Genomic DNA, 14,155 nt, shown 5'->3' on the forward strand with positions numbered 1-14,155 from the left:
AAATTAAAGCATTTCTGAAGTTGTTTTAGCTTGCATATGCAGTTGTAGGTAGTCTGGGCCACCAGCTTTTGAGTCTGTACCTGACATGTTGAAGCCACCAAATGGTTGGTAACCTACGATTGCACCTGTACAGCCACGGTTGAAGTAAAGATTTCCTACATGGAATTCTTGACGCGCTTTTTCTAAATTCATACGGTTTTTAGTGATAACTGCACCTGTTAAGCCGTATTCTGTGTCATTTGCGATGTCAATTGCTTGGTCAAAGTCTTTTGCTTTTGCAATCGCAACAACTGGTCCGAAGATTTCTTCTTTCATAATACGAGCTGAAGGATCAACGTCAGCGAATACGGTTGGTTGCACGAAGTAACCTACTGAATCGTCTGCTGTACCACCAGCTACTAGACGGCCTTCGCCTTTACCGATTTCGATGTACTCAGTAATTTTGTTGAAAGCGGCTTGGTCAATTACTGTTGCCATGAAATTGCTGAAGTCTGTTGGGTCCCCAACTGTTAAAGCGTTTGTTAATTCAACAACGCGCTCTACTACTTGGTCATAGACATCTTCTACGATGACAGCACGAGAACATGCTGAACATTTTTGACCTGAGAAGCCAAATGCTGATTTTACGATCGATTGTGCAGCTAGCTCTAGATCTGCTTCTTTATCGACAACGATTGTATCTTTACCGCCCATTTCAGCAATGACACGTTTAATCCAAATTTGACCTTCATTTAACACAGAAGCACGTTGGTTAATACGTAAGCCGACATCACGTGAACCTGTAAAGCTGATGAAGCGAGTTTTTGGATGATCGACTAAGTAGTCCCCAACTTCAGCACCAGAACCTGGTACGAAGTTAACAGCACCTGCTGGAAGACCAGCTTCTTCTAATACTTCAATAAATTTATATGCTATAACTGGCGTTGTTGACGCTGGTTTTAATAACACTGTGTTCCCTGTTACTAATGCAGCTACTGTTGTACCAGCCATAATCGCAAATGGGAAGTTCCAAGGAGAAATGACGATACCAATTCCTAATGGAATGTAGTCATAACGGTTGTATTCACCTAGACGGCTTTCTACTGGGTGGCCATCTTTAATGCGTAGCATTTGGCGACCATAGTATTCCATGAAGTCGATTGCTTCTGCAGTATCTGCATCAGCCTCTGCCCAAGGCTTACCAGCTTCTTTTGTCAATAATGCAGAGAATTCATGTTTGCGACGACGGATAATCGCTGCTGCTTTGAAAAGAACGTCTGCACGAATGGCTGGATCAACTTTTTTCCAAGTTTTAAATGTTTCATCTGCTGCTTGCATCGCTTTTTCAGCTAAATCTTTGCTCGCTTTTGACACGCGACCAATGACTTCTGTTTTCTTTGCAGGATTGTACGAAACGATTTTATCTTCTGTTGTAATGCGTTCACCACCGATAATGAGTGGATAGTCTTGACCTAAGTAACCTTCAACTTTATTTAAAGCCTCTACATAAGCATTGTAGTTTGCCTCTTGTGAAAAATCTGTGAATGGTTCGTGTTTGTATGGAATCATACTTAATCCTCCCTTGTGAGATGTGTTTGGGTATGCAAAAAACATTGACGCAAAATATCTTTGCGTATAAAATATTCTTACACTTATTATAATGCAAAATTTCGTTGCATATTTCAAGTAAAAAATTTTTGAGGTGCACATTTTTATGAAAAATTCTGAACCTTTACTACCTTTTTATGAGTTTATTGCAACAAATGTATCCGTTGGTATTCATGCAGTAGACCTATCTGGCAAAACGATTATTTACAATACGAAAATGAAAGAAATTGAAGGATTTCATTTTGATGAACTTGCGGATCGTTCCATTATTGAAATGTTTTCCTTCCGTCAACATGAAAGTACGTTAATGCGTGTTTTACAAACGGGAAAAAAAGAAATTAACGTTAAACAATCCTACTGGAATAAAAATGGTCATGAAATTACAACAATCAATGATACTTTTCCACTTTTTGTTGAAGGCAAACTGATTGGCGCAATTGAATTTGCACGTGATATTACCTCTCTGGAAAAGCTTGTTTATCAACCCCTTCGTCGTTACGATGAACCATTAACATTTGATATGATTAAAGCTGATTCTGAATCCATGAAGCAGGTTATCGACAACGCTAAAAAAGCAGCTGCTGTAAAATTACCAGTATTATTAATTGGCGAATCTGGCACAGGGAAAGACTTAGTAGCAGAGGGCATTCACCACGCCGCTTCACCTGATCCTGATGCCTTTGTGACACTCGTTAGTCGCCGTTCAGCTCAATCGGTGCTTGATAAATTACAGCAATTATTAGAAGAAGATAAAGATTACACCTTCTTCTTCGAACGTATAGATTTTTTAAGCTTAGACATTCAAGAGCAACTTTTGGATATACTACATTCACTTCCACAGTCCAAATATATGCTAATTGGCAGTGTGGGCAGTGATCCCATTACATTGATTGCCGAAAAGAAGCTGTCAAAATCTCTATATTATTTTTTTGCTACAATGGCCATTACCATTCCTAATTTAACGGATCGAAAAGAAGACATTCTTCCATTTGTAGAAGATTATTTTAGTCGACATCGAGAACGATTTGCTTCACAAGTCACTGATCTTGCACCAGATGTACAGGAATTATTTTTACAATATGATTGGCCAGGAAATCTAAAAGAGCTTGAGCTACTACTGGATGAAATTGTTTCATTTATGACAACGGAATCCACTGTTACTTCAGATTTATTACCTTTACATTTCCGCTTCAAAGTGCAGCAGCAAGATACAAATAATCGTGAACCAGAATTTTTTATGTTCCATCAAAATCACAATGTCATGCCACTCGATGCCTATTTGCGTGAAGCCGAATCATATTATGTGCAAAATGTCTTAAATTTATATGAGGGCAATATTACAAAGGCAGCGAATGCACTTGGTATGAGCAGACAAAACCTGCAATATCGAATCCGCAAAATAAAAAAGCAATAGAAAAAACGAGGATACTTTCATTCGAAAGCATCCTCGTTTCTTTATTGACCAGATTGTTCAATCCAGTCCTGCAATTTATCTTTTAAGGAATTAAAACCATTTGCATCCGATTCATCTACACGGTCCTGCAATGATTTACGTGGTGGTGCATCTTTTTTTCTTACTGTTGCTGGGCGATCCTGTAGCGCTCTCATCGATAAACTAATTTTTTCGGCCTCTTCATCGATTTCAAGAATCTTGACTTCAACTTCTTGCCCAACAGCTAAAAATTCACTAACGTCCTTCACAAAGCCGTATGTTATTTCCGAAATATGCACAAGGCCTTGCGTATTGTCATCTAGTGCAACAAATGCACCGTATGGTTGAATACCTGTAACTTTTCCGGTCAACACGTCTCCTAATTCATATTTTTTTACCATAACCTTTGCCCACTTTCTTTTGTTTGCTACGTATATATCGCTTAAATTATAACATACGTGTAAAAACGGGGCAAAAAATCTCCTTACTCGGAAATGGCTGTAATGATGTAACGTTTTTCACCTTTTCCTGTAGTCACTGTACCTAACTGGAAGGTTAAATGCTGACCAATCATCTGAACTGATTCTGGCTTAACACCTGCTTTAATGGTTGTTTGAGAGGCATCTATGGCATAAAGAACTGTAAAATGTTCCATACCATCAAATTGAACCACTTTATTTAAATCTACATCTTGAGACAATAACCGTTTAGCTGTTTCTTGATCTCCTTTTCCTTGTGCATATAAGAATAGACTTACAACGTTCATTGGATTTAATGAATGTAGGATCATATCATCTTTGCTTGACGTATACGCATTGTATAAACCTTCCGTTTGGATAATCCACCGGTAATCAATTCGTAAGCTAGTCGAACCATCTTCTGATTCCATATAGACATCGTTACGTAAATATGAAAGCGCCATACCAATATCCTGTGTTGTCAGTTTTTCTCTTATTTTGAATGTTCCTTTTCCCTTAAATTCTTCGAGGATAAATTGTGCAGTCAAGCGCATCGAGTCTCCATACTTCCCATTTGCTGTATCATTTAATAGCTTTATATGTTCGGGGGAGTATCTATTTTTGTCATCTGTACCTTTTAAAAGTACGAGCCACGTATTTTCAAACTCTTTCTTTAAATTGTGTAATTGGAAATCAAGTCCTGATAATGATAAGTCTTTTACTAATGTTCTTTCATATAACTTTAAAATACGAGCAGATTCTTCTACAGAAAATCGTAAGTCCTCACCATTGAATAAAGAGCCCATAGCCAAATATTTAAACAAGCCCAAGATATCAGGATGAAGACGGTCAATAGAGACTGGTGCATCTTTCATAAATAGAGGATTTGTTTTAAAACTATAGGTATTCCCATCATGTGACAACTCGAAATATTGTTTTTCGGTCGTTGCAATCAATTCATTTAGTTCTTTAGGATAATCTTTCTTTGCTTGTGAAAGTACCGTATTAAACTGAGAAAGTTCCTTTGTATAATATTTCAAAACATCTTTCGTTGCGTAGTAATATTTGCTAAAGAAATATCTAGATTCGGTAAATGACATCGGTTTTTCATACGTTTCAATTTGCTCTATTAGTTCTCGAGGTGTTTGCAAACAGTCTAATATTTCTTGCTCTAATTGTGTTAAATATTTTGGATCATCAGCCATTCTATTTAAAACTATTTTTTTATTTTTAGCTTTATCATTGTATATATTATCAGCAGATTCAACAAATGTTAGTTTCTTAAAATTTTCCTCAGGTATATTGAGCTCAAGGCGTGTTTTCTCACGTTTTTCAAGATACTTCTTTTGAAATCTAGAAAACCAATCTTCATAGTTGCTTTCTATTTTTTCTTCATCTGAATGAACGAGTGCTGAAGGATGGAACATATAAGACGAAATTAGAATACCTACCAAAAGCACACTGGCAATACTTGCGATCCATACAGCCGATTTTTGCCATCTTGCAGAAGGCTTTCGAACTGGATTCATATTTTCTAGAGACTCCCTTACATTATCCTCAGCTTCAATTTGATGAAGAACACGTTGTGGATCAAGCTTCGCTTCCATTCGTTCATAGGATTTTTTCAGTAGTGCCATACGTTGGTCAAATTGCTTATCATCCATTTTCAACACTCCCATCTTGCATTAATGCTGCCTTTAGCTTTTCCTTCGCTCGTAATAATCGCACTTTCACCGTCGATAACGAAATATTTAAAACTTCAGCGATTTCTTCGTATTTTAATTCGTGGAAATAATACAACACGAGAGGATAACGGTATTTTTCGTCAAGTGCCTGAATAGCACGATGTAGATGCCTGTCCTCTTCAAACAAAAGAACATCCTCTTCAGCAGATGAATGAGTCTTTTGCTGTTGGGCTTGTAGCTTGTCCTCTTTAGCCTGCTGCCGTTGTTCCTTACGATAATAATCACGCGTAGCATTTAATGTGATTTTATAGAGCCACGTGGTAAATCGATCCTGTTTAAATTGGTGTAAAAAGCGATAAAGTTTAACAAATACCTCCTGTGAAACATCAGCTAAATCATTTGTATGTACGCCACATTGAAAGGCAAACTTTTCAACGGTTTGCTGATGTATGCGGATAAGCTCGATATAGGCTTCTTTATCTCCTTGCTGCGCCCTTGCTATTAGTTCAACCTCCGTCATAGCTCTCCCCCCTTTTTGATAATGAAACGAAGTATTCTACCTAATTGTTACATAATTTAAATGTCTTTCCTCATATGTCATCTCTCTATATTTTTACTCCATCAAATGTCTTTCTTGCTATCATCAATTTTCTGATATTTGCTTGTGTTATGAGAATATTGAGGTAAAATAATACTTTAGTATAAGGAGGATTTATTTTCGTGTCGTCGAGGGATCAATTTACAACAAAAATTGGGTTTATTTTAGCTGCCGCAGGAAGTGCTATAGGGTTAGGAGCCATTTGGAAATTCCCCTATATGGCGGGTACGAATGGCGGTAGTGTCTTTATTTTATTATTTATTTTATGTACTTTCTTTATTGGCTTACCCGTCCTCATTGCTGAGTTCATGATAGGTCGTCGAGGTCAAAAGGATGCCGTCACTTCCTTTAAGGAACAAGCACCAGGAAAGCCATGGTATTTGATTGGCTGGGGCGGTATGGTAATCGCAGGCCTTATCTTATCATTCTACAGCGTTGTTGGTGGATGGATTTTAAGCTACTTGGGTCGTGCCTTTACATTTAAGCTAACGAATGCTGGCTCTGACATCAACTACGCTGATTTATTTGGCGATATTATTTCAAGCCCTTTTGAAGCAGTACTTGTACAGGGACTATTTATGTTATTAACAGTAGTCATTGTGTCAGCAGGTATTAAGGGCGGAATTGAAAAAGCCAGCACATGGATGATGCCTCTCCTCTTTATTTTCTTTATTGTCCTAGTTATTCGCTCTTTAACTTTAGATGGGGCTATGGAAGGCGTTAAATTTATGTTTGTACCTGATTGGTCCTATTTAAATGCTGAAACATTTTTAATGGCCTTAGGACAAGCTTTCTTCTCATTAAGTGTAGGTATTGCGGTTATGATTACATATGCTTCCTATTTATCTAAAACAGAGAAGATTGGTAACTCTGCGATTAATGTAGCATCTATGAATATTATTATCTCTTTACTTGCAGGACTTGTTATTTTCCCAGCAGTATTTGCGCTTGGTTATACGCCTGATCAAGGGCCAGGCTTAGTATTCATTATTTTGCCAGCTGTATTCGAGCAATTACCTCTTGGTGGCTTATTCTTAACTATTTTCTTCATTCTATTGCTTTTTGCTACAGTCACTTCTTCCATTTCCATGTTAGAAATAGTCGTGGCAATCGCTATTGGTGATAAACCAGAAAAACGTAAAAAAATTGCTTGGATTGGTGGAATCGTTATTTTCATCTTTGGTATTCCAAGTGCCCTTTCATTTGGCATATTAGCAGATGTAAAAATAGTAGATCGCTCTATTTTTGACTTTGTTGATTTTATGACTAATAGCATCGGAATGCCGATTGGAGCTTTGTTGATTTCAATTTTTGCAGGTTATTATTATACAAGGGATATTTCACGTAAAGAATTAGCTGCGTCTAGCTTCATGTTTAATATTTGGTACATTTTAATTCGCTACGTCTCCCCACTCGCCATTTTTATTATTTTCATTCAGGGGATTTTGCCTTTATTTAAATAAGTACTAGCCTCATGATGCATTAAAAAAGAGGTTGTCCATTGACAACCCCTTTTTTTATAAGGAATATGCAAAATATTTTAAATAATACATTTCGCTTCAAATTTAATGGCAATTAGTTTGTAAGAAATGGCTACACAATCTTCAAACGGTATCCATTGCTCAAACGAATGCTCATATGTTTCTTGAATAACCTTTGCAAGTGTTGATGGATCATCAATCCCTTGCAATGCTGCAACTACATCTGCTGTTTCTGTATCATAATGGTCTGGACCTAAGTGGAATGGATCCCACTCCTCTAGCAGATGGACAGCTGCTTGATTCATTTTTATATTTTCCAAAATACTCACCTATTATCCTTTGATCATACTCGTATGATACCATAGTAAAAAAAAAAGAAAAGAGTGATTTGCTTGTCTATTTTTGATCAAACTATCAAACGTCGATGTACAAACTCTGTAAAATGGGACGCAATGGAAAAGGTTTATGGCCTAAACGATGCCTCAGATATCTTACCAATGTGGGTAGCCGATATGGATTTTGCAGCTCCACCAGCCGTTTCAAAGGCTTTACAGCAACATGCTGAACATACTATTTTTGGCTATAGTTATATGAGTGAAGAAGCGATTCAATCCATTGTAGACTGGCAAAGTAGTCGCCATGACTGGCACATTGAGAAAGAAGCCATTCTATTCTGTAATGGTGTTGTGGCTGCATTAGCTAACAGCATTGTTGCCCTAACTAACCCTGGTGACAAAGTACTCATTTCACCTCCAGTTTATCCGCCATTCTTTAACATACCAAAAAGTAATGGTCGTGAAGTTGTAAGCTGCCCATTGGTTGAAGAAGATGGAATGTTTGTCTATGATTTTGAAGCCTTTGAGCAGGCTTTAGCACAAGATGTGAAAGCCTACATACTATGTAACCCGCATAATCCAGGAGGCTATGTATGGGATGAAGCTACTTTAAAGGAAATTGTACGACTATGTGCTATGTATGATGTCATCATTATTTCTGATGAAATCCATGCTGATTTAATGATCAATGGGGATAAACATATTCCTTTAGCTAAAGTTGCAGGTGATGAAATCAATCGCATTGTTACGTGTATGGCTCCTACTAAAACTTTTAACTTAGCAGGAATTCAAGTTTCATATATGATCGTATCAGATAAGAAAAAACGCTTGAAGCTAGAGGCCATCAATATGGCAAGTGGTCAAGGCTCATTAAATACATTTGCCTCTGTTGCCCTTCATGCTGCTTATACAGAAGGGGCTCCTTGGTTAGATGAATTACTCCCTTATATTTCTGCCAATATGGAGTATGTGAAAGCTGAGTTAGAGCAAATTCCAGGCATTCGTGTTACGATTCCTCAATCCACTTATTTAATCTGGATTGATTACCGAGAGCTGGGGCTTGAAGAGAAGGAGATCATGACTCGCTTACTTGAAATCGGAAAGCTAGCACTAGAACCAGGAACAAAATATGGAGAAGAAGGCCGTGGCTTCCTACGTATGAATGTTGCTTGTTCATTTGATACTGTGAAAGATGGCGTCGAGCGTTTTAAAAAGGTCTTTGCACAATAATAATGGTTGAAAGGATATCTCTCTTTTGGAGATATCCTTTTCTATGTTTAAAAGCTTAATTTTGTGGAAAAGGTTCTTATCAATCGGATTTATAAAGAGGTGTTTTACATGGACATTGTCCCATTAACGATTAAACGTGCCTATATGACCTTCCTTTTTCCCTTCGCCTATTCCGAAAAAAATCGTCAAAAAATCAGTGATGTACTATTAGATGAGGACTTTTCTTTTTTTACCTTGAAAAATACATCACTTGAAGACGCCTTTTATGGTGATTTGACGATTATACATGAGGAGCTTGCCCAATTTTTCTATCCTTTTTTGGAGGATAAATTATTTCCAAACGAAATGAATAGCCCTGACTTTATTCGTTTTTCCAAAGCTTTTTATACACAAGGCGCCTTACACCTTCAAGAAAGTCAAATCAATTATGATTACGAAGTGATGAGTATTGATGTGGCATTATGTCCTTTTGGGAATGGGATTATAACAGTCAGAACAAATATTACAGATCAATCGCATGATCTAAGTGATATCTTAAATTTTATCCACTATTTTAGAGTATTAGAGGCAAAACTAAGAGAGGAAAAAGGTGCAAGTCATCATTTTTCATTTGGTCATTGTTCTTCTACGAGTGAATTATTATTTAAGTATTTTATACCTTATTTAAAGCCCTTTCTATTACATCAACAAGACCATAGCTATGAAGGCTTACCTTTCTTTGAAGATGAGAGAATGTTTGCCTCAGCATATTTAATTGCTGAGGAAGAAGCTAAAATTATACCTGAGCATTTATTTCGATTGGGACAAGTAGATGGTAGGACACCTGCTGGCAAACCCTTTATTTCTAGCACTAATCCTGAATATATCTCTAATTATGTACAAGAGCATGCCCATACACGTTGGGCTCCGAACAGTTATATTATCACCTCGTCACAGGCACAAATAACGATGACAAATAGGCCGTTTGCCAAATGTACACATAGTATTCAAGAATTTATGGGTACGCACTATTACAATTTGTTCATTCATTATTTTTATAAAATGATGCTCTTAAAGCTTTCCTATGAGTATAGTGAAATAAAGTGGGGCAAAGATAAACAGGTTGTCAATGAACTAATCGAGCTCATTACAAAGTTTTCTGCACGCTATTATTTTGAAGAAGTCATCGTACGAACAGAAGGCAGAGAAATTTCTCAATTGCTACGAAAGTATTTCCGTATAAATGAACATTATGTCGAAACGAAAGAAACATTGAATAGTTTGTATCGAACACAGGAAGATCAATCTGATAATCGAAGTAATAATTTACTATTTATTTTAACAGTCTTTACTGTAATATCAGGCATTTATGGGATGAACTTAGTCATTGAAGGTTGGAAGGATAGCAGTGATTTCGATAGCATCGGTAGTTATACACTCTTTGAATGGGTAGCCTTTATTACTGCATTGAGTGGGATTGGTTTATCCCTTGTCCTTGTTTGTGTCACTGCCTTTAAAACACTACGAAACATGGTGCGTCGTGCTAAAAAAAAATATAAATAAAAAGAATCTGTCTCCAGGGAGGCAGATTCTTTTTATTTAAATATTCTGTTGGTTATTTGTACTTTTCTTTTCTGCTAAAATCCGTGCTTCAATTTCCTTAGATTTCATTTCTTGCTTCTTAGAAATTTTTCTAAAAAGCGTAAACACGATAATACATAGAATAAGCATAATTAAAAATTCAAATGCCGCTGGAATATAACCTGATTTGTCTTCTGGGAAATATAAAAATTGATACATAAAGTTTTGCATTTCTACACGTCCTTATACGTATTATTCAAAGACTGTAATTGACTCAATTTTCACATCTTCTAATGGTTTGTCACGGAAATCTTTTTCCACATCCGCAATTTTATCCACAATGTCCATACCTTCTACTACATGACCGAATACTGTGTGTTTATGGTCTAACCAAGGTGTACCACCGTTTTGAGCGTAAGCTTCGATGATTTCTTCAGGGAAGCCTGCACCCTGTAATTGACGAAGCATATCACTTGGAAGGTGCTTCATTTGTACAATAAAGAATTGAGAACCATTTGTGTTTGGACCTGCATTTGCCATTGAAAGCGCTCCACGTAGGTTAAACAATTGCTCTGAGAACTCATCTTCAAAGGAATTACCCCAAATTGATTCTCCGCCCATACCAGTACCAGTTGGGTCGCCACCTTGAATCATGAAGTCTTGAATAACACGGTGGAAAATAATGCCGTTATAGTAGCCTGATTTAGCATGACCTAAAAAGTTCTCAACCGTTTTTGGTGCGTGCTCAGGGAATAATTTAATTTTGATAGCACCTAATGTTGTGTTCATTTCTACAAGCACTTCGCCTGCTTGTACGTCTGTTGTTAATTGTGGAAACATGGAAGTCTCTCCTTTAATGATAAATTTCAGTTTCAATGAAAAAGATGCCTGTGCACCCTTTCTGACCTCATTTTAGTCTAACATACTTCCTACCGGTTTTCTCCCTCAAAGTATTGACGATTTTTGCACTTTTACTATTCCTTTTTAAAACTATATAAATAGGTCCGAGCGAGTATTTGGAATCTATCCAAAATATGTTATTCTGATGAAGGATTTATAGAAAGAGTGGAGGCACACATGAAAAAGGCTTTTGGTTTTTTTATTATCGTTCTATCCCTTCCTGCTTTATGGTGGATTAGCACAAACATTAAAACAGAAATCCATATGGCACAAGCACATGAGGAACAAATGACTAATGCTATACATTTACCTGAGGTAGAGGCCCAGCTACCTGTTACCCTTATTGATCGAAATGGGCAAACATTTAGTGAGGAATATGTCGAATGGCGGCAGCCACTAAGTTTACAAGAAATTCCACAAATTGCCCAGGAAATATTCATTACCAGTGAGGATGCTGATTTTTATACGCATATTGGCTTTGATTTGAGTGCGATTATTCGTGCGGTTGTAGCCAATTCAAATAGCAACACAACCTCTCAAGGTGGTAGTACAATCACGCAGCAGCTTGTTCGGATGCGTTATTTATCTGAAGAAAAAACATATGAACGGAAATTAACAGAGCTTTTTTATGCATATGAATTAGAAAAGGAATTTGATAAAGAAGCCATTTTAACGATGTACCTGAATGAGTCCTATTTTAGCAATCAAGTTTATGGCATTGGCGGAGCAGCCACCTATTATTTTCAAAAGCCACTCCAAGAATTATCCATAGCTGAAATAGCCTTCATTGCGGCCATCCCAAATAACCCCTCCCTTTATAATCCTTTAAAGAATTATGATCAAACTAAAGCAAGGCAGGAGCGCTTGTTAGATACCCTTGCAGCAAATGGGGCTATTACAGAGGAAGAGGCAAAAAACTATAAGGCTGATTCCATTACATTAAATGTGAAAGATAAAATTCAAAGTTATCCAATGTATAGTACTTATGTTCTTCAAGAGTTAAAATGGCTTGTTGCAGAAAAAGAAGGCTATGCGGATCGACTAGGCTTTACAGATAATGAGGAAGAGAAGAAAAAAATTAAAGCGCAATTAGATAATCGACTCAATACATTATTTCAAAATGGACTCATCATTCACACAGCGCTTGATCCAACTAAACAGCAGCATGATGAGGAAAAAATGTCAGCTATTTTAGGAACTAGCCCATTGCAAGCAGCAGGTGCAACTATTGAGAACCAATCAAGAGAAATAGTTAGTCTGTATGCAGGGAAGAACTATGAAAAATTTGATTTCCATCGTGCATTTCAAGGAACACGCCAACCAGGGTCAGCCTTTAAGCCTCTGGCAGTCTATGCACCGTTCTTCGAAACAACAGCTCATACACCTGATTCGATTGTCAACGGTGGTCGTTATTGTGTTGGCTCGTTTTGCCCACAAAACTATGGGGGCTATACGTATGGTGATGTGTCAATTCGTACTGCTTTTCGACATAGCTATAACACATCTGCACTTCGCCTCTTTCAAACAGTTGGGGTTGAAACAGCCTTTGATTACCTTAATCGCTTTCACTTCCGCTCGATTGTAGAGAAGGATCATAATTATGCCGCATCATTAGGAGGGCTCACCTATGGTGTAACAGCATTAGAACTCGCAGATGCTTATACTAGCTTTATTGATGGCTCTTATGTACTTGCTCATAGTATACGCAAAGTCACAGCTTTCGATGGAACAGAACTTTATAGTTGGGATACACAGCGTGAGCAAATTTGGTCTCCTAAAACAGTAAAATACATGCGTGAGCTCCTTGCAGATGTTGTAGCAAACGGTACAGGTCAAGGTGTCTATAGTAACAGCAGCTATGTTGGGGCAAAAACAGGGACAACGAATGACTATCGTGACTACTGGCTTGCTGGACTCAATGACGATTATACCGCTGCCGTATGGTTAGGGTATGATAAACCTCAATCAATGCAGCAATTAGAAGAATACAAAATTCATCATCAATTATTTAATGTTTTGCTTGAGTAGTGAAACAACCAAAAGGTAGTAGTCTTAGCGACTACTACCTTTTCAAAGTGTTAAAAAACAAACCATTAATAAAATTTTTATGAAAGGTGGAAATGGTTTTCCGTTACAGGCTACTTTCTTTCCTGTGGGCGAGCCGGAGTCAAAATGTTAGCTTTTTAGCAACAGTTTTCAAATAAAGTGAAAGTTTCATTATTCTTTATGGAGGATGCTGTTATCATTTTAATAGTATGTATTAATTTGCAAACGGCAAACTTGCCAAAATGCCATTATAGAGCTTTAATACGACATAAACAACTAGAGTTAAAAGAATCGTCCACATAAAAAGCTCAAAGATTAATAGACCGATTGTGCCTCCCATTGATATAAAATGACTCATTTTATAAATCAGGTAAATAAAGTAGGTAAATATTGTGATGACAAAGATACCAATTAAAACATAAATAAATTGGATGGCAAATGCAGAACACATAGCACCTACAAATAAGATAATATAGCCACCTCGAGCCTGACTAACTGTGGCCCCTTCGTTATCCTTTGAAAAGAACAGCATTCCTACCTCATGAATGGTTTCTCCAACAAGCTTAAGGGCAGAAAATAACATAAAAAAAACAATGGCAAAAACAATGAGTAGAAATACACGTAATTCAAAATCTGATAAAAACTCTCGCATTCCCGAATACACACCGATGGCTTGAAAAATCTGTAATGATTTACCAACAGCATACATACCAAATGTCAAACTAAACAATAAAATTGTAATTAATGGTAGATAACCATAGATATATGGGTTCCTCATAAAAAATTTTTTTCCTTTATTTTTATTGATAACTTCCTATTTATAATATAACGAAAATTCTCCAA

The 14,155-nt window shown here is 37.0% G+C and carries 13 protein-coding genes; 5 read left to right on the plus strand and 8 right to left on the minus strand.

Annotation, left to right across the window (positions count from 1 at the left end):
• Nucleotides 1–3: 3 nt before the first annotated feature.
• The gene (gene pruA, locus MHB39_RS17835; protein WP_342544750.1) at nucleotides 4–1,548 is read right to left on the minus strand and encodes an L-glutamate gamma-semialdehyde dehydrogenase; all 1,545 of its coding nucleotides are present in this window, start codon (nucleotides 1,546–1,548) and stop codon (nucleotides 4–6) included.
• Nucleotides 1,549–1,693: 145 nt separating this feature from the next.
• Between pruA and MHB39_RS17840 the strand changes: the two genes are divergently transcribed.
• Complete coding sequence (locus MHB39_RS17840; RefSeq protein WP_048394476.1) at nucleotides 1,694–3,001, plus strand: sigma-54-dependent Fis family transcriptional regulator; 1,308 nt, start codon at nucleotides 1,694–1,696, stop codon at nucleotides 2,999–3,001.
• 41 nt (nucleotides 3,002–3,042) lie between these two features.
• Here MHB39_RS17840 and yugI read toward each other — a convergent pair whose 3' ends face one another.
• The 3 genes from yugI to MHB39_RS17855 all read right to left on the minus strand — a co-directional run bounded on the left by yugI (nucleotide 3,043) and on the right by MHB39_RS17855 (nucleotide 5,682).
• Nucleotides 3,043–3,420, minus strand: a complete 378-nt coding sequence (gene yugI, locus MHB39_RS17845; protein ID WP_004228409.1) for a S1 domain-containing post-transcriptional regulator GSP13 — start codon at nucleotides 3,418–3,420, stop codon at nucleotides 3,043–3,045.
• Between the two features lie 83 nt (nucleotides 3,421–3,503).
• On the minus strand, nucleotides 3,504–5,141 hold the full coding sequence (locus MHB39_RS17850) for a hypothetical protein (protein WP_342544753.1): 1,638 nt from the start codon (nucleotides 5,139–5,141) through the stop codon (nucleotides 3,504–3,506).
• Entirely contained in the window at nucleotides 5,134–5,682 is a 549-nt protein-coding gene (locus MHB39_RS17855) for a sigma-70 family RNA polymerase sigma factor (protein WP_048394469.1), read from the minus strand. The genes MHB39_RS17850 and MHB39_RS17855 overlap by 8 nt, the downstream gene beginning before the upstream one ends.
• 200 nt (nucleotides 5,683–5,882) lie before the next feature.
• Between MHB39_RS17855 and MHB39_RS17860 the strand changes: the two genes are divergently transcribed.
• Entirely contained in the window at nucleotides 5,883–7,223 is a 1,341-nt protein-coding gene (locus MHB39_RS17860; protein WP_257962031.1) for a sodium-dependent transporter, read from the plus strand.
• A 77-nt stretch (nucleotides 7,224–7,300) separates the two neighbouring features.
• On the opposite strand, the gene MHB39_RS17865 is transcribed toward MHB39_RS17860, so the two are convergent.
• Entirely contained in the window at nucleotides 7,301–7,561 is a 261-nt protein-coding gene (locus tag MHB39_RS17865) for a DUF1871 family protein (RefSeq protein WP_004228396.1), read from the minus strand.
• A gap of 72 nt (nucleotides 7,562–7,633) precedes the next feature.
• Between MHB39_RS17865 and MHB39_RS17870 the strand changes: the two genes are divergently transcribed.
• Both MHB39_RS17870 and MHB39_RS17875 read left to right on the plus strand, forming a co-directional pair.
• A complete protein-coding gene (locus MHB39_RS17870; protein WP_342544754.1) occupies nucleotides 7,634–8,806 on the plus strand; it encodes a MalY/PatB family protein in 1,173 nt (390 codons plus the stop codon).
• Between the two features lie 108 nt (nucleotides 8,807–8,914).
• Nucleotides 8,915–10,348, plus strand: a complete 1,434-nt coding sequence (locus MHB39_RS17875) for a hypothetical protein (RefSeq protein WP_342544756.1) — start codon at nucleotides 8,915–8,917, stop codon at nucleotides 10,346–10,348.
• Between the two features lie 36 nt (nucleotides 10,349–10,384).
• Here MHB39_RS17875 and MHB39_RS17880 read toward each other — a convergent pair whose 3' ends face one another.
• Together MHB39_RS17880 and MHB39_RS17885 are read right to left on the minus strand one after the other, a co-directional pair.
• Nucleotides 10,385–10,597: a hypothetical protein gene (locus tag MHB39_RS17880; RefSeq protein WP_016995163.1), complete on the minus strand. Its 213-nt coding sequence runs from the start codon at nucleotides 10,595–10,597 to the stop codon at nucleotides 10,385–10,387.
• Between the two features lie 21 nt (nucleotides 10,598–10,618).
• Entirely contained in the window at nucleotides 10,619–11,206 is a 588-nt protein-coding gene (locus MHB39_RS17885; protein ID WP_004228389.1) for a peptidylprolyl isomerase, read from the minus strand.
• A gap of 237 nt (nucleotides 11,207–11,443) precedes the next feature.
• Here MHB39_RS17885 and MHB39_RS17890 point away from each other — a divergent pair, with 237 nt between their 5' ends.
• Nucleotides 11,444–13,294, plus strand: coding sequence for a transglycosylase domain-containing protein (locus tag MHB39_RS17890; RefSeq protein ID WP_333006568.1), 1,851 nt, complete (start codon nucleotides 11,444–11,446; stop codon nucleotides 13,292–13,294).
• A gap of 232 nt (nucleotides 13,295–13,526) precedes the next feature.
• On the opposite strand, the gene MHB39_RS17895 is transcribed toward MHB39_RS17890, so the two are convergent.
• The gene (locus MHB39_RS17895; RefSeq protein ID WP_036078555.1) at nucleotides 13,527–14,090 is read right to left on the minus strand and encodes a DUF5366 family protein; all 564 of its coding nucleotides are present in this window, start codon (nucleotides 14,088–14,090) and stop codon (nucleotides 13,527–13,529) included.
• Between the last annotated feature and the right edge of the window lie 65 nt (nucleotides 14,091–14,155).

Source organism: Lysinibacillus sp. FSL K6-4013 (assembly GCF_038630435.1).
GTDB lineage: Bacteria > Bacillota > Bacilli > Bacillales_A > Planococcaceae > Lysinibacillus > Lysinibacillus boronitolerans.

Excerpts from the sequence above, each read along its gene's own strand:
- MHB39_RS17850 (WP_342544753.1), bottom strand. The coding sequence starts at position 5,141 with ATGGATGATAAGCAATTTGACCAACGTATGGCACTACTGAAAAAATCC.
- MHB39_RS17875 (WP_342544756.1), top strand. The coding sequence starts at position 8,915 with ATGGACATTGTCCCATTAACGATTAAACGTGCCTATATGACCTTCCTT.
- pruA (WP_342544750.1), bottom strand. The coding sequence starts at position 1,548 with ATGATTCCATACAAACACGAACCATTCACAGATTTTTCACAAGAGGCA.
- yugI (WP_004228409.1), bottom strand. The coding sequence starts at position 3,420 with ATGGTAAAAAAATATGAATTAGGAGACGTGTTGACCGGAAAAGTTACA.
- MHB39_RS17890 (WP_333006568.1), top strand. The coding sequence starts at position 11,444 with ATGAAAAAGGCTTTTGGTTTTTTTATTATCGTTCTATCCCTTCCTGCT.
- MHB39_RS17855 (WP_048394469.1), bottom strand. The coding sequence starts at position 5,682 with ATGACGGAGGTTGAACTAATAGCAAGGGCGCAGCAAGGAGATAAAGAA.
- MHB39_RS17840 (WP_048394476.1), top strand. The coding sequence starts at position 1,694 with ATGAAAAATTCTGAACCTTTACTACCTTTTTATGAGTTTATTGCAACA.
- MHB39_RS17885 (WP_004228389.1), bottom strand. The coding sequence starts at position 11,206 with ATGTTTCCACAATTAACAACAGACGTACAAGCAGGCGAAGTGCTTGTA.
- MHB39_RS17895 (WP_036078555.1), bottom strand. The coding sequence starts at position 14,090 with ATGAGGAACCCATATATCTATGGTTATCTACCATTAATTACAATTTTA.
- MHB39_RS17880 (WP_016995163.1), bottom strand. The coding sequence starts at position 10,597 with ATGCAAAACTTTATGTATCAATTTTTATATTTCCCAGAAGACAAATCA.